Source organism: Desulfobacula toluolica Tol2, assembly GCF_000307105.1.
Lineage (GTDB): Bacteria > Desulfobacterota > Desulfobacteria > Desulfobacterales > Desulfobacteraceae > Desulfobacula > Desulfobacula toluolica.
Map to the genome: position 1 here is coordinate 995583 of NC_018645.1, position 19967 is coordinate 1015549.

At 44.5% G+C, this 19967-nt stretch carries 13 protein-coding genes; 7 read left to right on the plus strand and 6 right to left on the minus strand.

Annotation, left to right across the window (positions count from 1 at the left end; translation table 11 throughout):
* Positions 1-6: 6 nt before the first annotated feature.
* The 3 genes from dksA to TOL2_RS04740 are packed head-to-tail and all read left to right on the plus strand — an operon-like array spanning position 7 to position 3067.
* Positions 7-369, plus strand: coding sequence for an RNA polymerase-binding protein DksA (gene dksA / locus TOL2_RS04730; RefSeq protein WP_014956386.1), 363 nt, complete (start codon positions 7-9; stop codon positions 367-369).
* 18 nt (positions 370-387) lie between these two features.
* Complete coding sequence (gene rnc, locus TOL2_RS04735; RefSeq protein WP_014956387.1) at positions 388-1965, plus strand: ribonuclease III; 1578 nt, start codon at positions 388-390, stop codon at positions 1963-1965.
* Positions 1966-1987: 22 nt separating this feature from the next.
* Positions 1988-3067 (plus strand): elongator complex protein 3, encoded by a 1080-nt coding sequence (locus tag TOL2_RS04740; RefSeq protein ID WP_014956388.1) that lies wholly within the window; start codon positions 1988-1990, stop codon positions 3065-3067.
* A 50-nt stretch (positions 3068-3117) separates the two neighbouring features.
* Here TOL2_RS04740 and TOL2_RS04745 read toward each other — a convergent pair whose 3' ends face one another.
* Positions 3118-5523 (minus strand): penicillin-binding protein 1A, encoded by a 2406-nt coding sequence (locus tag TOL2_RS04745; protein WP_014956389.1) that lies wholly within the window; start codon positions 5521-5523, stop codon positions 3118-3120.
* A gap of 106 nt (positions 5524-5629) precedes the next feature.
* On the opposite strand from TOL2_RS04745, the gene TOL2_RS04750 reads away from it, so the two are divergent.
* Positions 5630-5920, plus strand: coding sequence for a hypothetical protein (locus TOL2_RS04750; protein ID WP_148278052.1), 291 nt, complete (start codon positions 5630-5632; stop codon positions 5918-5920).
* 112 nt (positions 5921-6032) lie between these two features.
* On the opposite strand, the gene TOL2_RS04755 is transcribed toward TOL2_RS04750, so the two are convergent.
* The 3 genes from TOL2_RS04755 to TOL2_RS23425 form a co-directional block, all read right to left on the minus strand.
* Positions 6033-6653, minus strand: a complete 621-nt coding sequence (locus tag TOL2_RS04755; protein ID WP_014956390.1) for a response regulator — start codon at positions 6651-6653, stop codon at positions 6033-6035.
* A 15-nt stretch (positions 6654-6668) separates the two neighbouring features.
* Positions 6669-7577, minus strand: coding sequence for a diguanylate cyclase domain-containing protein (locus tag TOL2_RS04760; protein WP_014956391.1), 909 nt, complete (start codon positions 7575-7577; stop codon positions 6669-6671).
* A gap of 226 nt (positions 7578-7803) precedes the next feature.
* Entirely contained in the window at positions 7804-11238 is a 3435-nt protein-coding gene (locus TOL2_RS23425; protein ID WP_014956392.1) for a PAS domain-containing hybrid sensor histidine kinase/response regulator, read from the minus strand.
* 179 nt (positions 11239-11417) lie between these two features.
* On the opposite strand from TOL2_RS23425, the gene TOL2_RS04770 reads away from it, so the two are divergent.
* The 3 genes from TOL2_RS04770 to TOL2_RS04780 are packed head-to-tail and all read left to right on the plus strand — an operon-like array spanning position 11418 to position 16116.
* The gene (locus TOL2_RS04770; protein ID WP_014956393.1) at positions 11418-13106 is read left to right on the plus strand and encodes a GH3 auxin-responsive promoter family protein; all 1689 of its coding nucleotides are present in this window, start codon (positions 11418-11420) and stop codon (positions 13104-13106) included.
* A 28-nt stretch (positions 13107-13134) separates the two neighbouring features.
* A complete protein-coding gene (locus TOL2_RS04775) occupies positions 13135-13932 on the plus strand; it encodes a class I SAM-dependent methyltransferase (RefSeq protein ID WP_014956394.1) in 798 nt (265 codons plus the stop codon).
* A 12-nt stretch (positions 13933-13944) separates the two neighbouring features.
* On the plus strand, positions 13945-16116 hold the full coding sequence (locus TOL2_RS04780; RefSeq protein ID WP_014956395.1) for a S9 family peptidase: 2172 nt from the start codon (positions 13945-13947) through the stop codon (positions 16114-16116).
* 9 nt (positions 16117-16125) lie between these two features.
* Here TOL2_RS04780 and TOL2_RS04785 read toward each other — a convergent pair whose 3' ends face one another.
* Together TOL2_RS04785 and TOL2_RS04790 are read right to left on the minus strand one after the other, a co-directional pair.
* Positions 16126-18939: an alkaline phosphatase family protein gene (locus TOL2_RS04785; protein WP_051012262.1), complete on the minus strand. Its 2814-nt coding sequence runs from the start codon at positions 18937-18939 to the stop codon at positions 16126-16128.
* On the minus strand, positions 18936-19946 hold the full coding sequence (locus TOL2_RS04790) for a hypothetical protein (protein WP_014956397.1): 1011 nt from the start codon (positions 19944-19946) through the stop codon (positions 18936-18938). Before TOL2_RS04790 ends, TOL2_RS04785 begins: the two co-directional genes overlap by 4 nt.
* Positions 19947-19967: the final 21 nt, after the last annotated feature.

Genomic DNA, 19967 nt, shown 5'->3' on the forward strand with positions numbered 1-19967 from the left:
AATAAAATGAAAAAAGAAGATTTGGAATTTTTTAAAAATCTTTTAAATGACAGGCTTCATGAGCTTCTTTCCCATGCAGATTCCACTGTGACCGGTATGACCAAGCCAAAAGAAAATTTTGCCGATCCAACGGACAGGGCATCCCATGAAGCTGAAAGAAGCTTTGAACTTCGTATTCGCGACCGTGAACACAAATTGATCAAGAAAGTCAAAAAAGCGCTCGCGCGTGTTGAAAACGGTACATTTGGAATTTGTGAGGTTTGTGAGGAAGACATCTCCATTGAACGGCTTAAGGCAAGGCCGGTCACCACTCAATGTATTGATTGTAAAACACGGGAAGAAGATATGGAGAAAGCTCTTGGCATGTAAACGGTTCAAGATAGTTCGTTGATTGATCTGCACATACATTCAACAGCGTCAGACGGGTCATTTTCTCCTTTGGAAATTATGACTCTGGCCAAAGAAACCGGAGTCAGGGCAATTTCTATAACCGATCATGATACCCTGGACGGTATCAAAGAAATCCAAAAACATCCTCTGTTTGTTTGTCCCGAATTTATTGCCGGGGTTGAAATCAGTTGTGAACCGCCAACCGAGTTCAAATATTTGGGAAGCATTCATTTGCTGGGATACGGCTTCAGTGTTTATGATAAAAATCTTAACGCCATTCTTGATGAAGCAAAAAAAGCCAGGGCTCAACGAAATCCGGAGATTATCAAGAGATTAAACAGCCTGGGGTTTGACATCACTATCGAACAGGTTGAACAGCACTTTGGTGCAACTCAGACAGGCCGTCCTCACATTGCAGAGCTGATGAAGGAGCTGGGGTATGTCAAAACCTTTAAAGAAGCGTTTGACAAGTACCTGGGCAAAGATAAACCTGCATATGTGGATAAATATAAAGTATCCTGTCAAAAGGCAATTCAAACAATTCAACAGGCAGGCGGGATTTCTGTCCTGGCGCATCCTGGTCTGTTGACGTTCAATAAAACCCATCAGATGGAAACATTTATTGATGTCTTGATCAGCTATGGTCTGGAAGGCATAGAGGTGTATTATACGGATCATGATGCTGCGATGACATCGTATTATCAACGGCTTGCAATCCAAAAGAATCTTATGATGACAGGCGGTTCGGATTTTCATGGAGATTTTAATGACGGTGTCCGAATTGGTACTGGAAAAGATAATCTTAATATTGGATACTCATTGTTTAAAGCATTAACTGTGCGGCTGGAATCAATCAAAGAAGAATATGCCAAAGAAAAACATACATTGGTCAGCATCCTTGAAAAGAATATCGGGTATGTGTTTAAAGATATATCTTTTTTGAACACTGCGTTGTGCCATAGGTCGTATTTAAATGAAAACCAGGATTCCTGCACTGGTGATAACGAACGGCTTGAGTTCTTGGGAGATGCTGTTCTGGGGCTTTGCATCGGGCAACTGTTAATGGAAAAAAGTCCTTCTAAAAAAGAAGGAGAATTGTCAAAATTAAGATCCAATCTCGTCAGCGAGCCTGCCCTTGCAGATATGGCAAGATGCATTGATCTTGGCCGTTTTATCCGGCTTGGAAAAGGCGAAGCTCTTTCCAGGGGATTTGATAAAAATTCCATATTATCAGATGCCTTTGAAGCTGTTATTGCAGCCGTTTATCTGGACGGGGGATTTGATACTGCCTACCGGCTGATTCACGATCTTTTCAGCGACAGTCTTGACGAGCTTTTGTCCAATGAAAAGATCATTGATTATAAGAGTCTGTTGCAGGAATTTTCCCAGGAGCATGGTGGCATAACTCCTCAATATGTTGTTATCAATGAAACCGGTCCTGATCATGATAAAACTTTTGAGATCAGTTTGAACCTTTTTGGTATCAAGTCCAAAGGTCTTGGCAAAACAAAAAAAGCAGCAGAACAGGACTGTGCTAAAAAAGCCCTGAAGATGCTTAAAAAAATACATTTTTGATGATTTGCCTGATTTCTCACCCATGGCCCAGACAATAAAACCTCTTGTTATTCCAGTGTTTATTCCCCATTCAGGATGTCCCCATCAATGTGCATTCTGTAATCAAACCATTATTACCAATCAAGGTTTTATTCCCAATCAAAGATCAATACTGCCGGATAAAAAGATTATTCATGATATTGTGACACAATATTCCAGGTACAAAGGCAGGCGCAAACAGGTGGAACTTGCCTTTTTCGGAGGGAATTTTTTGGGACTGGATCACGACAACATCATTGAATTGCTTGATTTGGTCCAACCGTATATCCATGCAAACAAAATTGACGGCATAAGGTTTTCCACCCGGCCGGATACCATCACCCCAACAACACTTGATCTTATAAAACCGTATACTGTCTCTGCTGTTGAACTTGGGGTACAGTCAATGAATGATGCGGTCCTGTTAAATTCAAAAAGGGGCCATACCCAGATGGATACCCTGCATGCCATACGCTTGTTGAAAGAACATGCTCTCAACATTGGTGTCCAGGTTATGGTGGGGCTGCCCGGGGATACGGAAGAGTTATTGTTGGACAGTACAAAAGAATTGGCCGAACTTGCTCCGGATTTTGCAAGAATTTATCCTTTGGTGGTGCTGAAACACAGCTTGATGGCGCAATGGTATGATCAAGGCAGATATAAGCCGCTGAGCCTTGAAGATAGTGTGAGGTTGGTTAAAAAAATGTTTCATATATTTAAGACTGCTAACGTTAATGTTATTCGCATGGGGCTGCAGGCATCTGATATAATGGAAGATAAATCAATGGTGCTTGCCGGTCCCTGGCATCCGGCTTTTGGTCACCTGGTTTTTTCTCAAATTTTATATGACACGGCTTGTCATAAGATTGATCACTACCCGGACGTGTTAAACTCCCGGAAACTGGCCCTGACAATTCATCCAAAATCAGAATCGCGCTTGAGAGGCGATAAAAATTCCAATTTAAAAAAATTTAAGCAACGGTATCCAGGGCTTGATTTCGTTCTTTGTTTAAATGAAGCAATTGCCGAAAACCAGGTGCAAATCAATGAGATTAACAGCACCACCAAAGGAAAACGGCTGTAACATTAAACCCAAAAACCAGTAAGTACACCGTACCCAAAACCCAGTGCCAACTAAATTCCTTGTTTAAAAAGATCTTCAGTATCAGAAGCAGTATCTGATTTTGGGCTAAATTCAGTGGGTACAGTGCCTTCCTTAAAGCATTCAAAGACTGTTTTTTCCGATTCTTCAGTGGGAAGCAAACCTGTTTTGGCATCTATTTTGGCAAAAACAATGCCCTCTGGAACATTGAAAGTTCTGACAGGTTTTCCTTCCAGGGCATTTTTCATATACTCAAGCCAGATGGGGCTGGCGGCGCGGGAACCTGTCTCTCCTTTTCCAAGAGGGGCTTCCTGGTCAAGGCCCACCCATACCCCTGTTGTGTATCTTGGCGTATATCCCAGAAACCAGGCATCAAACAGATTGTTTGTTGTTCCGGTTTTCCCTGCCACAGGGCGTTTAAGGGCTTTGATGCGCCAGCCGGTTCCTGATTTTACAACGCTTTCCATGATATTGGTCATGATATAGGCCGTACTCATATCAATGACTTTTTTTCGAATCAGTTTGGAAGTTTCCAGCAGATTTTGGTCCCGGTCGTAAATTTTTGTGATAAATACCGGTTCAATCAGGTAACCCAGGTTTGAAAATACGGAGTAGGCATTGATAATTTCAAGCAATGAGAGTCCGGACGACCCCAGTGCAATGGAAAGATCATGACTGATATCCGAATGAATGCCAAGATTTCTTGCATAATCAATTATATAATCAATACCGATGTCTTTAAGAATTTTAATGGTTACAATATTTCTTGATTTTACAAGGGCTTCCCGGAACAGGGTCGGGCCGAAAAACGTCTCTTTATAATTTCTGGGTTTCCAGGTGAAATCACGTTTTGTGTCTTCGTAGACAACCGGTGAATCAATAATGACACTGGCAGCCGTATACCCCTTATCCAGCGCTGCAGCATAAATAATGGGTTTGAATGCGCTTCCCGGCTGGCGCCTGGATTGATAGGCCCGGTTGAACTGGCTGTTTTTATAGTCACGTCCGCCAATCATTGTTTTTACATGGCCTGTTTCCGCCTCAATGCTCAACAAGGCAGACTGAGCTAAGGGTTCCTGTTCCAGTGTAAATTCAAGCAGGTTGTCTTCAACACTGTCATTGACGACTTTAACCAGAATGACATCCCCGGATTTAAGTACCTGGGAAGGTTTTTGGATTTTGGTTTCATAATAAGCAAGCTTTGGGTCTGGTTTCCTTGCCCATGACATGGTTTCAAATTTAATTATACCCTTGAAATTTCCTGCTCTTACATTAGTGACACTGTTTTCATCATCAACACTTAATACAACTCCCTGATAGACTTGTCCTTTTTCCATCATCCGGTTGTCAAGTTCTTCTGAAATTTGCGCACAAAAAGCTTCAATTTTAAGTGCAGGGATGTTTTTCAATGGCCCTCTATACCCCGTTCGCCTGTCAAGTTCAATCAGCCCTTTGTTGACAGCTGCCCTTCCAATTTTCTGAAGTTCAATATTGACGGCGGTATGGATTTGAAGCCCTTGTTTGTATAGGGCATCTTTGCCATAATGTTTTTCCACATATCTTCTGACATGCTCGGTATAACAGGGCACTCTTTCAATAAACCAGTTTTTCCTGGGTTTGATATCCAGTTTCAGATCAATGGCTGCGGTGGCCTCAATATTTGTTATCAGACCGTCTTCCTTCATCCGGTTCAACACATATATCTGACGCTGTTTAGCACGGTCTGGAAATCTGAAAGGAGAATATCTGCTGGGTGCCTGGGGCAGCCCTGCCAGCATGGAACATTCGGCCAGGTTAAGATCTTTGGCGTGTTTGCCAAAATAGTTCTCCGATGCCGCTTCTACACCATATGCACCGTGGCCCAGATAGATCTGGTTCAGGTAAAGAAAAAGGATTTCATCTTTTGTGAATTTTTTTTCAATTCTGTAGGCCAAAATGGCTTCTTTAAGCTTTCTTTTATAAGTTCGTTCCGGAGACAGTAAAAAAGATTTGGTGACCTGCTGGGTGATCGTGGACCCACCCTGAACAATTGTACCGGCTTTAAAGTTTTTTAAAGAGGCCCTGAATATGGAAAGAATATCAATGCCCGGATGTTCCCGGAACCTTGAGTCTTCTGCTGCGACAAATGCATGGATCAAGTTGTCCGGCATCTCAGGCAATGGAATTACAATTCGCCGCTCCTCATAAAATTCTCCTATTTTTCTTCCATCATCTGAAAATACATTGGTAACTGTTGAGGGTCGGTAATCTTCTAATGTGTTTATTTTGGGCAGATCCTGGCTAAGATAATAGTAAAGACCGGCAAGTCCTGCACATCCCAAAAGGCCTGTAAGGATCAATAGAATAAAAAACCATTTAAAAAGAGAGCTGATAATGTTTTTTTCTTTTTTTTTGCTTCTTTGTTTAAGTACTTCTGATTTGCTTTTTATTTTTGCCATAACGACCTGAAAAATGATTCAAAAGTTATTATTTTTTTAGGTGGTTATTATCAGATTCCATGTCGCATGGCAATACTTATATGGTAGGGGATCAAGCCCAAATTATTTGATAATAAGTCTATGTTTCTTGTCTTTTGAGGGCTACAAATCCCAGTCTGCCATTGAACAAGTGATGGGTCAGAAGCATTATGACTATCGTAAAGTTGAACGCCAGGTCAAAATGGTGGGTCCAGTGATGCTCGCCAAATATGCCGGTAGGGGCAATGGCAAAATGGAATATCAGATATCCCGTTACAATCATCACCGCGACAAAGGCTGTCCGGCCATGACCAGGTTGTCCGGTATGCCGACCATACTGTCTGTCAAGCGTTCACTATTTATTCTTTTTATAGCATAGCAAATTCAATGCCAATGGATCTTCGTGACCTTTTTCATTGCCTTGCTTTATCGTTGCTGGCAGAGGCATAATATTTAAAGGTGAGGATATGTCCTTTGTTTTAAATTTTTATTTAAGGGCGTTTGAGTTGAGTTGTTTTCTTTTTTTGATACCAGTCATGATTCCCATATAGTTCGTCTGAGCAGTCCGGGCATATTCCATGACTGAATTTTGCATTTGAGTTTTTTTCCAGGTAAAGATCAACTTCGTTCCAATACCCTTGATCATCCCTGATTTTTTTACACTTTGCGCAGATGGGTAAAAGACCGCTTAATTTTTTGACTTTTGCCAGAGCTGCTTTTAAATCACGCATAGTTGTGCTGAGTTGGATATGCGTGTTAACTCTGGCTTTTACCGTAACAGGGTTAAACGGTTTTGTAATATAGTCTACCGCTCCAAGGTCAAACGCTTTGGCCTCATCCATTACCTCGGATACGGCCGTGACAAATATTATGGGTATATGGCGGTTTTTCTCATCCTTTTTAATGGCATTACATATCTCATATCCGTCCATTTCAGGCAATATGATGTCAAGAAGAATTAAATCCGGCGGGTTCGGCCCTCTGACTGCTTTCAAGGCCTGTTTGCCTGTTCTGGCAGCCATAATTTTATATTCGTCCTGTAAAAAATTGGTCAATAGTTTAATGTTTATCTTTTCGTCATCTACGATCAGAATTCGATTTTGTTTGTCCATTTCATTCCTTTGATTCTATTGGGAGGCGGAAACAACACAATTGCGGCCATTGGCTTTGGCCTGATAAAGGGCTGTGTCTGCTTTTTGTGTCAATTCTATTGGGTTGTCTTTCTTGCCTGAAAGCTTTGTTGCCACACCAATGCTAATGCTCAAATATTTCGACACCTTGGACGTGGCATGAGGAATACACAATCGTTGTACTGACTGTTGTGCCTGTCGGGCGATATGGATTGCGCCTTTTAAGTCTGTTTCCGGGAGAATCATGGCAAATTCTTCTCCGCCGTAACGGGCCACAAAGTCTCCTGGTCTTGAAATAACTTCCTTCAAAGCCAGAGCCACTTTTTTTAAACATGCATCTCCTTCAATATGGCCGTAATTGTCGTTAAACTTCTTAAAATGATCAATATCCATGAGAAGCAATGACAGCAAAGAGCCGTTCCTTAATGTTTTGCCTATCTCTTTTTCAAGGACCATATCAAAGTTCCGGCGATTGGGAATCTGAGTCAAGCCGTCAAATGACGCCAGGCGGTCAAGCAGATCTGTTTTTTGCTTCAGCTGTAAATGTGTCTTGAGTCTTGCCTTGACAATAACAGGCTTGAATGGCTTGGTAATATAATCCACAGCTCCCATCTCAAATCCCAGGCTCTCGTCATCGGTTGCATCTAAGGCTGTGATAAAAATAACAGGAATTTCTCTGGTTCTCTCATTTGACTTAAGCTGTTTAATAACTTCATAACCATTTATTCCCGGCATCATTATGTCCAACAGGATCAGATCCGGCAAGGTCGATTTTGTCAAGGCCGTAATCGCGGTTTCCCCATCTTTTGCCGCCATGATTTTATAATCATCCCTGAGGAATTCGGTTAAAATTTTAATATTCTGTCTTTCATCGTCAACAATCAAGATTCGATTAAATTCATCCATATTCCATATTCCTCATTTTTTTTCCTTAATAACGGCCATGGCAGATCGCTCTGCCACAACAAATAATGAAAGATATTTAATTTCAACAGGTTAAAAGTTCTTTCATATAACTGCCACGGGCAGATCTGGTTTTTCGCTCAGATTTGCCCACAACAAAGTTTGAAAGTCACTGTTTGGATTTTTAAAGACTTTCTTATAAAAAATAAATGGAAAAGCATAGCCCATTTTATGCCTCTTCACAAACTTCGTGTTTAAGGTCATGCATGTTAGACAGCAGAATGGTTTTTAGTTCATTAAAAGTGATAAGGGCTGCCTCAAAATCAAAATCACCTGATTGGGTTAACAGTGTTTCGGCCAGATCTGCACCTGCAATATGATTTTGTTTGAGAATCTGGTGTAATTTCCCTGCATTTTCTTCAGCATCAGGATCCATTTCTTCGATCATGAGCCGGATTTTTTCAAGCAGTGCATCTATTGCAGCATTATCAACAGGAGCGCTATCCGCATATGATTTATTCAGGGGTTCTTTTATATGGGGTGTGAGTCCGTCAACCAACTGTTGCAGGTCTTTTCTGAGTTGAGAAAATAGATCATTCTGGATATCGGTCTGGTTTTCTTTGAGGGATAATTCAAGTTTTTGAGAGGATTCATATAAAGAAATTGCACCGATTCCACCGGCAACGCCTTTTAATGTGTGAACAAGTCTCAGGGCCAGATCAAAATCATGTTTTTCAAAGGCATCTAAGATGCGTTCAGCATCATCTCCATGGCCTGCCAGAAAATCTTTCAGCAACTTATAATAAAAACCGGGATTATTGCCGGTTCTTCGAAGGCCGGTTTGCATATCAATGCCGTTCAGGTGTCCGGGGAGGTCTGTTTTGTTTTTGTGATCGGCAAGATTTGTATGCTGAGGCAATCTTGGAGCTGTTTCAGGCAGCCATTTGATAAGGGTTTTAAACAGGATATCGGGTTCAATGGGCTTGGGAATATGGTCATTCATTCCTGCATCAAGGCATTTTTCACGGTCACCTGCCATGGCATTGGCTGTCATGGCAATAATGGGCAGTTCAGAAAGAGCCGGGTTTTTCCTGATCATCCGGGTGGTCTCAAATCCGTCCATATTAGGCATTTGAATATCCATTAAAATACCGTCGAATACAGAATCGGTATCTTTTAAAACAGCCAGGGCCTCAAGCCCGTCTCCGGCCACGGTCACAATCAGCCCTGCACTTTCAAGCAGTTCGGTTGCCACCTGCTGATTGATCTTGTTATCTTCAACCAGAAGAATCCTGGCCCCGCAGACATAGTCTATACCATTGATTCGAGTGGTTTCCCTGCTGACAAGATCTTGATCAGGCAGGTTTGATCTGCCGAACAGGTCCATAATGGCATCAAATAATAACGAGCGATTGATCGGTTTGATCAAAAAACCGTCAAGGCCGACCGTTTGTGCCTGACTCATTACCTCTTCCCTGCCAAATGCAGTGACCATGAGAATTGCCGGAATTTTTGCTATGCCGCTGTCTTCTTTGATACGTCTTGCCGTTTCGATACCATCCATTCCATTCATCTGCCAGTCCATGAGTACAAGGTCGTAGGGCGCTTTTTTCGAGCTTGTCTTGAGTTCTGAAATAGCTGCTTCCCCAGACGGCACCTCTGATACGTTAAAGTGGAATTCTTTCATAAGATCCCTGAGAATTTCCCGTGACTTTTCATTGTCATCCACAATCAACACCCGCATTCCGTGAAGTTCTCCAGGGCTTATCATCGGTATAAAGGGCTTTTGGGTCTGAACGCCGAACTCAGCAGTAAAGGTAAAGGTGCTTCCCTCTCCGTAAATACTTTTTACTGATATTTCACCTCCCATCATGCCAACCAGCTGCTTGCTGATCGTAAGCCCCAGCCCGGTTCCTCCGTATTGTCTTGTGGTTGACCCGTCTGCCTGGCTAAAAGACTGGAAAAGTTTGCTGATCTGATCTTGGGTCATGCCTATACCGCTGTCTGAAACTGAAAACTGCAATCTGGCTCTGGCCTTTTCAGGATCTTCGTTCAGAAGGGCCACTTTGATCAGAATCTGGCCGTTAAGGGTGAACTTGATACTGTTTCCGGCAAGGTTAATCAAAATCTGGCCCAGCCTGAGGGGATCACCCACAAGACCGAGCGGGACGTCCCGGCTGACATCAAACAGAAGCTCAAGACCCTTTTCTTCCGCTTTAATATTGATCAGGTTGACCACATTGTCCAGAACTGCTTGAAGATCAAACTCAATAGACTCTATGCTCAGTTTGTTTGCCTCAATTTTGGAAAAATCCAGAATATCATTGATAATGCCGAGCAACGAGAGTCCCGATGCTTCTATCTTATTCAGGTAATCATTTTGTTTGGGTGTCATATCTGTTTTTTGTGCAAGATGGGCAAGACCGATAATTGCGTTCATCGGGGTTCTGATTTCATGGCTCATATTGGCCAGAAATTCGCTTTTGGACCGGGATGCCTCTTCAGCCGCAATCCTTGCTTTTTCCGCTTTGATTTTTTCTTTTTGCCCGGTAGTATCCACCAGGGAGCCTTCATAGTAGAGCAGGTTATCGTGTGAATCTTTTACAGACTGTCCCGATGCCACTCCCCAGAATATACTGCCGTCTTTGCGTTTGAACTGCCTCTCAAAACCCGTGAGCCTGATTTCTTTTTTAACCATATCTGTGAAATCGGCATGATCGTCAGGATTTGCATAGCATTGTTTTGAAACATCATTGACCAGGCGTATCATTTCGTCCGGATCTGCATATCCCAGCATTCTGGCCATGGCCGGGTTGGCGCTGATGATGCCGCCGGAAGGAGAAACCTGAAAAAGCCCTTCACTGGCATTTTCAAATATTTTCCGATACTTTTTTTCAGATTCCATAATGGATTTGGTTAACCGGCTTGAATTTTGAATCATCTTGTTAAAGCTCTCTTCGAGAATCTTTAATTCAGTTCCCGCTTTGGCCCGGAGATTGATTTTAATCCCTTCAAGATTCGTTAAATCCAGACGGGACACTTCCATGGCCATTTGGCGAAGAGGTCTGCTCAAGCGGCCGTGGGCTGCCCATAAAAAAAGGCACCACAAAGAAATTGTTTTTATAATGGCAAAGATAATGATCCGGATGAATCCGTTTTTTACCTTGGAAAAAATAATTTTTTTACTTGAATAAAGTGTGCCCCTGCCAATCTTTACCAGGGATGCCGGTTGATAAATAGTAAAGGAATGGTCAATGAGACTGCTTGCAGCATCTGATGAAGATCGGCTTTTCTCTTTTGCATTGATGATAATCTGTTGGCCGTCAGGTCCGATCACCGAGCCAATGGCAATGGATGTTACCGGGATATCGGGATTTACAGGTTCAATTTTAATCCCCACAAGTATCGGGACATTATACATGCCGTCTACAATGGAATTGAGCTGTTCATCGTTCATGTCAAACAAAGAAGTTGATAGGCCGTCCTCAAATGTCTTTTGAAGAAGAACAAGTTCATCTTTCACCATTTTTTTTGCCGACAGGTATTCCATGACCATATGTCCCAAGGTGATGGAAATAGAGATAAGAAAGTAAATGGCAAAAACAATTTTTAAGAGTTGATAAGCGACCGAATTCCTTAATTTAACGGACTGTTCTTTTTTCATTTATCTCTTTCCAATTGAGTAATTATACTATATTTTAGACCACGTTATCTGGAAAAATTTAAAGATCTTGGATTTTAAGCAACATTAAGGATGAACTATATATTAACCGATAATCATTAGTCAATTTAGAAAAACTATTTTTTTTAAAATAAAATATCTTCAATATTCGAGAGTAAATAATGTTAATTTTAAATTCGGAAAACTGGATCAAGAAAAGAAATAAATTCATAGACAAATGCCGAATCTGTCACAATGAATTGCTCAAAACCTGTTCAGAACCGGATGCGGTATCTGCTCAAATACTTTCCGATTGCGTTTCCCGCAACAGGGAAACCGATTTTGGCAGGCGACACAATTTCGGACAGATAAAAACCCTTACGGATTATCGCCGCGCAGTACCCATTCATCAATACGCTGATCTTGAACCATGGATACAACAGATTCTGGAAGGCAAAGAGCGTGTATTAACCGTTGATGCTCCCTATACCATGCTGAAAACTTCCGGAACAACCGGTTCTTCAAAAGCCATTCCCCATACAGCCCACTGGCGATACAGGTATCGCGGGCCGATTATTTATGCCTTGTGGGGGGCTTATGGGAAATATTTCCCCCAGCTCTGGGATCATCCTTACGCCACACTTGATTTCTTGTGGGAACGTGAACTTCCAAAGGACTTTATCGGAAAGATCCCTCATCAGGGAATTACCAACCGGGAGATCTCTCTGGGAAAAACAGATTTTACACCTCCTTGGTATAATGCTCCCTGGGTGGATTTCACAGATGACAGTTCCGGATTTATGGAACGCATATATCTGAGAATACGGCATTTTATCGGACAAAACTTGAGAATGCTTGCAGTTATCCAGCCCAACCGGCTGCTGTTAATGGTGCAGATTCTGTCAGACATGGCCGAACGTTTGATCGAGGATGTCCATAATGGTGAATTATGCGGAAAACCTTTGTTTGAACCCAAACCGGAACTTTCAGCCCGGCTTGAAAAACTGGTGCAAAAAGACGGGATCTTACTTCCCAAGTCTGTATGGCCGAATCTGGATTTGATTGCCTGCTGGAAGTCAAAACAGCTTGGTTTATATCTTGAACAGATACCGGCGTTGTTTCCTGACACGAAAATTCTGCCCCTGCTCACAGGGTCAACCGAAGCAATGGTCACCTGTCCTGTTGATGATCACCCTGAAGCAGGCATTCTTACTCTCACCCAGGGAATCTATGAATTCATTCCCCATGACGATGAAAATCCTGATTTTTCTGAAGAAAATCCGGAAACTCTTTCTTATGACCAGCTGACCGTGGGAAAAATCTATAATGTGATCACAACCCAGGCCAATGGGCTGTATCGCTATGATATTGGAGATCTTTACCAGGTGGTTGGTTACCATGGCCGGGTTCCCCGCCTGGCCTTTGTCCGAAGGCAGGGTGTATACAGTTCTTTTAACGGAGAGAAATTGACGGAAACTCAGGTTATGGATGCTTTTCAGGCCGCTCTGGGGCAGTTGGGGCTGCCGTCTGTTCTTTATTCATGCTTTCCTGTCTGGTCAAATCCGCCAAGGTATGTATTAATTGTCGAGGCCGGATCAGGCTGGCCAGTTTCGAGTATGGCCGGACTGCCCAAAGAATTTGACCTCGCCCTGGGCTATCTTAATTCGGAATATGAGGCAAGGATCAGGACAGGGCGGCTGGCCCGGTCTGTAGTCAAGCAGGTTGCTCCCGGAACTTTTCAGGACAATTGGAATGCCAAAGTGGCCCAAGGGGCCTGTGCCCCTCAGTTAAAACATCATTTTTGTCAGAAGGAGACCAGTCTGCTGGAAGAGATCGAATCTGCCGGTCTGGTCATTGAAACATTTTTTTGATTTTTTCGTTTGAAAAGGAACTCCGCCCATGGATCAAAATGCAAAAAGTCTGCTGTACAGACACCCTCACCTGTATGAAGCTCTCTACCCTACACCGGATCAGAAAACTTATGCAAGTCCCGCCATCTGTAACAAAATCTGCCATGCTTTTTTAAAGACCGGCCCACAATCAATTTTAGACATCGGCTGTGGAACAGGGCGTTACCTTAACTTTTTATCTGAAGGCTGTAAAAATTGCATTGGTGTGGATTTTCTGCCTGCCATGGTTGATTTTGCAGTATCCCAATATGATCACATTGATTTTTTTCAGGGGGATATGCGAGAATTTCGCCTCAACCGAACCTTTGATCTGCTGATCTGTATGGGCTCGACTTTTCTGCACGCATTGACAAACTCTGATATTGAAAGAACCCTGGAGACCTTTGCGGCACATTCCCACAGAGGAAGCCTACTGATACTGGATATCAAGAATTTTATGGGATTTGTCGACAACTCAGTGGAAGAAAAGGTGGAAAAAGAGATCAACACGGATGAATTCAAAGGCAAATCCGTTACCAGCCGGACATTCAACCGTGCAAAACAGCTCTGGATCTGGAAAAGAACCTGGTATATTCAAGATCATGACCCTGTGGAAGATTATCTGGAATTCAGAATGCTCTTTCCTCTGGAAATAGAACATTACCTTTCCCAAAGCGGCTTTTCCGTGATTGGGATGTTTGATAACCTTGATCTTGAGGAGAGCGATTTTAAAGGCGAACGGCTGTATATCGCGGCAACCTATACAGGAAAAAACCAAAGTCAGGTTTTAGCGGACGTTCAACCGTAACAAGGAGGAAGAATGAAACCTTTATCCCGTTGTTTTATCCTGATTTGTTTTTTGGCTCTTTTTGTGGTTTTCTGTGGTTTTGCCCATGCCTTTACCGTTAAGGATATCCTGAGTGCTCCCTACCCGGAAAATCTGACGGCCGGATCAAATCTGCTGGCATGGACCCTTAATGATGAGGGGGCGCGAAATATCTGGGTGGCCTCCGGGCCTGACTTCACTCCTGTGCAGGTGACACCGTACACTGGCGACAACGGCATAAAGCTGTCAAACCTTCTGGTGACCCCTGATGATGCCTATATCCTCTACAGCCGGGGCTCAGGCTCCATGCAACTGGAAACAACCGACATTGTTTCAGGGCCTTCCGGGTCCATCGGGGTTTACAGGCAGGGTGCTGCAACGCCGTCCAACCCTGCCAACAGCCCTGTGCAAACAGAGCGCGCCATCTGGGCGGTTTCTGTTAAAGGAGGGTTGCCTTGGAAACTTGCAAAGGGAAACAATCCTATGGTATCCCGGGACGGGAAAACCGTCACGTTCAACAGCCAGGGACAGTTCTTTGAGATTGCCTTTGATCCATCGGTCCGGGATGCAATGCCTGAACCCCGACCCATGTTCACCATCCAGGGCACAAATCAGAATGGTGTATGGTCTCCTGACGGTGAAACCCTGATGTTTGTCAGTGACCGTGACTCCCACAGCCTTATAGGGCTGTTTCACAGGAAAACAAGGCAGATTCAATGGATCATGCCCGGTGTTGACCGGGATATGAGTCCTGTCTGGTCAACCGACGGCAGAAGGGTCGCCTTTGCCCGTGTGCCCGGCAAAACAAAACATGAGCTGTTTGATTTGACCGCAGAGTTTACATTTTCCATATGTGTAGCCGATGTGGCCACCGGCAAAGGGGATATCATCTGGCAGACCCCGGAAACCGGAGGATGGGCCCAGTGGTATCCGCCCTATGCAGACTGGTTCGGTTCCGCTTTAAGGTGGACTCAAAACAACCGGCTGCTCTTTTATTCGGAACACCAGGGCAGGCTGCACATTTATTCAACAACACCTTCGGGAGAAGATCTCAAGGATCTGACACCGGGTGAATCCCAGGTTTGGGGCAGTACACTCACTTTGGACGGAACCATGCTTTATTACAGCAGCAACCGGAACACCCCTGATTACAGGCATATCTGGCAGACACCGACCAGTGGTGGCGACACGGTTCAGGTCACCAGGGGGGAGAGTGTTGAAACCAATCCGGTTATTTCTGGCAAGGGCGGGTTTATTGCATACCGGCGGGCCACCGGGGTGACGCCCCAGGCCGTTACTGTTCAGAAAATCAATGCCGACAAGTTCAGGACAATCTCTCCCAACCCGCTGCCCCAAAAGTTCCCTGATACCCTTGTTAAACCAAGGGTGATGATTTTTCCTTCAGATGATTTCCAGATCCACTGCCAGCTTTTCATGCCTGAATATGCAGCACCCGGTTATAAACTGCCTGCAATTATTTTTGTTCACGGCGGCCCTTTTCGTCAGATGCTCCTGGGATGGAGTCACCGGCCAAGCTATTCCAAAACCTATGCCATGAATCAATACCTTGCAAATAAAGGTTATATAGTGCTTTGTGTCAATTTTCGTTCAGGCACGGGATACGGACGTGCTTTTCGCCAGGCTGAAAATCAGGGTCCCCGGGGAGCTTCGGAATACAGGGATATCCAGGCGGCCATGGCCCGTCTGAGCCGTCTGCCAAATGTTGATCCCAAAAGGATCGGCATCTGGGGTGAGTCCTGCGGCGGGTATCTCACCGCCCTTTCCCTTGCCAGAAATTCTGATCTCTTTGCCGCCGGAGTGGCTCTGGCCGGCATTTATGATTTTTCCTTCAGGGCCACCAATATGTCTGTTCCGGGAGGAGAATGGGGACTTCAGGGTGCCGAAGGCCTGGAAATTGCCTTTCAGTCTTCGCCGGTTGCAGATGTGGAGAATTGGAAATCTCCTGTGCTGCTTGTCCATGGAGATGACGACCGTTCCGTTCTTTTTGCTCAGACCGTGAATCTTGTCCAGGACTTAAGAAAACAGGGTGTTCCTGTGGAATTCATGGTTCTTCCCGGCGAAGACCATGATTTTGTTCTGCACGAAAACTGGGTTCGCACCCTTGAAGCTGCCGGGGCCTTTTTTGACCGGGTGTTGAAAAACTAATCCGTCGGGTTAGTCATCATCAATTTTCCTTCCATGTTCTGATTCCAGTTCATGGGGGGAAAGGACTCTGGGGTCTCCGGGGTAAGGGGTGTCATACCCTTTTACAGTGTACCAGATTACCCGGTTCAGCATATCTTCGTCTGCGGCATCCGGTTTTGAGAAGTTCTGTTCAGCCATGGCCAGTGCCCATTCTTTTTCAAGGCCCTTCATAGCGGTCAGAGGCTTGTTCATCGTGTCCAGGGGAATTCTGGCTGGCTTTGCCTTAAAAGGCGTAAAGTCAGGCTTGTCCGTGAACACGGCCTTCATGGCCCGGGGATCAATGGCCATATCCATCTGGGTCATGGGCGGCAGTCCCAGAATATGTTCAATGGTCCGGGTGATATCGAGCTGGGTATAATAGTTGCTGTTTACCACTTCTCTTCTGGTATAAGGGCTTATTACAAATCCAAGGGTTCTGTGCCCGTCCACATGGTCCACCCCGTTTTGCGCATCATCCTCAATAATAAAAATAATTGAATTTTTCCAATAAGGGCTGTGGCTGATTTTTTCCACAATTCTGCCAAGTGCCAGGTCATTATCCGCAACCATGGCTTCAGGTGTAGGATAACCCGGAAGGTTTCCCTGGGTATGATCCTGGCATATCAGCATAACGGAAAGGTTCGGCAGGTTATTGTCTGCCACATATCGGTCAAACTCTTTCATCCACACTTGCACCCTGTACTGATCTGGAATTCCCGTGTTAAAGGGAGGAAACTCCCTGCAGAGCAGCCTGTCCAGGGAGGGAATATCAGATGAGGATCTTAATTTGACATGAAGTTCGCCGGTTTCCTCGCCGGCAAGGATACTGGTGTCTTGCCAAAAGGCTGCCCAGCTGCCGGCATTGGTTACACCTCCGCCCAGCCAGGGAGCCTTGACCTTTGCCGGCGGCTTTACAGTGGGATTGACCCACGGCCCCATTTCCAGTCCGTTGGCGGTCAGTCCGTTGGCATATTCTCCATAGACACGGACGGATTTACCCAGGTTCAGAGCGTTTTCCCAAAGAAAACCACTTGGTGCATATACCAGGGCATCTCCCCCGTTAAACGGATAGGTTCTGGCATAGGTGGTCAGATCTTTTGCCAGATAATCAACCACAAAGGCCTGGGTAATCCATTGATGCCCCTCAGAAGAAATTGATCCTGAGTCGTAAAGGTTGTCAAACAGCATAAACTGCCGGGCCAGGGCATGGTGGTTGGGGGTTACATCCTGGCCGAATTGTACAAGTTTCGGGTCTCCGTTGCCTTTGGGCTTTTTGTTTTTATCTTTAAAATCACCGAAAATCTGGTCATAGGTTCTGTTTTCTTTGATGATATAAAATACATGTTTGAAAACAGACGGGTCGCCTGTTTTCTCAGGCAGAGGAACAGGATCAGGCTTTTTTGTGCCGGTCTTTTTTGCATCTTTTCTCCTGGACAGAGCAATCCAGGAGTTGTTTTCAAGGGTTTGGCGTGTATGGGCCTGAAGGGTATGGTAATCGGGAAATTCTATCATGGAGGCACTTCCCATATAGGCCATGGAGTTATGGCCTTTCCCCTGTGTGGGAGGACTTCCTGCAGGGCTTTTCCAGATGGTTGCAGGCCCCAGTGCCCCCACCCCTTTTGTATTGGCAACCAAAAGTTGTCTTTTTTCATTGTCCACAGCGATTCCTGAAGGATACCAGCCTGTGGGAATCAATCCTTGAAATTCCACCCCGCCGAACCGATGCCCAAGAGCGTAGACAGCAAGGCAGTTGCCGGCTCCAAGGCTGACCACCAGGCGGTTGTCCATTATAGCCAGGGCATTGGGAGAACTGCCGAATAATGCATTTTCAAAGGGTTTTATGGAGATGGTTTTGATTACCTTGTCAGACTCAATATCAATTACAGAGACATTGTCGCTGTTTGAATTGGCCACAAAAAGGCGCTTGCCTGCCACCAGCAGGCCTGAAGGGTGAAGCCCCACCGGTATGGATGTGATTTGCTGATTTGTTTTGATATCCACCACAGATACGCTTCCTGTGATGGCACCGCCTGATATCGGGTCTGCAACAATGGGCGTGCCGCTTGAATCCACTGTAAAATCGCCTTGCCTTGCAGGACGTCCGCCCCTGTTGGACACATACACCTTACCATTACCGACAACCACGCCTGTTGGGACATTACCCACAGCAATCTCCTTCAGCACTGCCCGGGTTGAGATATCAAATACAGCCAGAGAATTGTTGCGGCTCAGGGCAATATAAAGGGTTTTGCCGTCATCGGAAACGGCCAGCCCTATGGGGTTGGGATTATAATCCGCCCCTGGATAGTGTATCTTGCTAAGGGGCAGGGCTAACTGCTGCTCAAGGAAAAGTGTATTGTCGGAAAGGACGTTTGCAATGAGCAGATACCCGTCCGATTGGGAGGCAAACAGGAATTTGCCGTCTTTGGAATAGACAATACCGTTGGAGGAGGCTTTGAAACCGTCCGGTGCAAACATTTGTTTGATTTCTCCTGTCCTGGAATCCATGACAATGATATTGTTTTTTGCGGCGTTGAGCAGTGCCACGGTTGTGCTGTCCGGACTCAGGGCAATACCGTTGGGACGTCCTTCAAATTCCACCTGGCGACCGGCGGGTTTAAGTATCCTGTTGGTGGGCAGGACAATGGTTCCGTCTTGTTGCCGACCCACTTGCCGCAATGGGTCATGCCCTGTATCAGAGCAATGAGCAGGGGTTTTGGTAAAGATGAGAAAAAAAGCAAGTAAAAACATCAAAATAAGGAAATTTGACCTTTTGGGCAATTGTATTGTTAAATTCATGTTCATTGGGCAGCTCCTGATGTTCTGTTTTTAATGTCGGTTTCAACAATTTTTTTTACAGGTAATAATTTTTGATTGGAACGGGTCACCTCGTTTAGATATGGATCATCATACATGGTAATATATGATTTGCCGCAGACCGTTTCCGGTTGAAACGCCGGTATGGAGGACATATCAATGACGGATTTGCAACTATCCCGGGTAATGATGTCAAAAAGACGCGTCTGATAGGTGTCATCTATATTGGTAGTTGCGATAAAACAGTGAAAAGGGTTGTCAAAGATTGTTTCTGGCAGTGTGTATAAAGAACATATCCTGAAGGGGTAGGGATTTTCTCTGTTTTTTTTGCGGAATTTTTTTGCAACTCTGGAAACCATTACCACGTTTTCATAATTGTTGGCACTTGCATACATGGCGACCTGCAGTGACAACATTCCTGCGCCTACAACAACAAGCGTATTGTCTTGTTTGCAGTCCGCCCATTTATTGATCAGGGAAAGGGAAAGGCCTTCATAATCGTCTGCTGCATAAAAATTGCGATTCTCCCGGATCTGTCTGGCTTTTTTTAATACTGTGTTTCCGAACTGCTGCATGATATGGCCGGAAGGCAATGAATTAACTGCCTGAGAAACCTGGTGATATATGAATTTTTCACCCAGGATGATGGATTTCACCCCGCAGCAGATTTTTATCAAACGGTTTTCAAGCTCAAATTTTTTTTTGATACGTCTGGCTTTGATTCCCAGAACAGCCTCAATAGGGTCTTTTTGGGGGGGGCAAGAAAAATAGACCTCTATTCTGTGGCATGTGCATACCAGCAGGGCATCTTTAAAGTGATCCAGGCTGTTCTGTTTTATTCTTGAGGAAAGCAAAGCCAGTTTTTTGGGATCAACAAAGGTGTGGTCAAGATAATAGCAGACATATTGATCATCAGTGGCCGTGGCTTGTGAAACTCTTAAATAGCTGTCTTTTCTATGATAACTGATAGTTCCCTCTCTTTTTCGGGATACCATGCCGTTATGTGAAAAATGGCA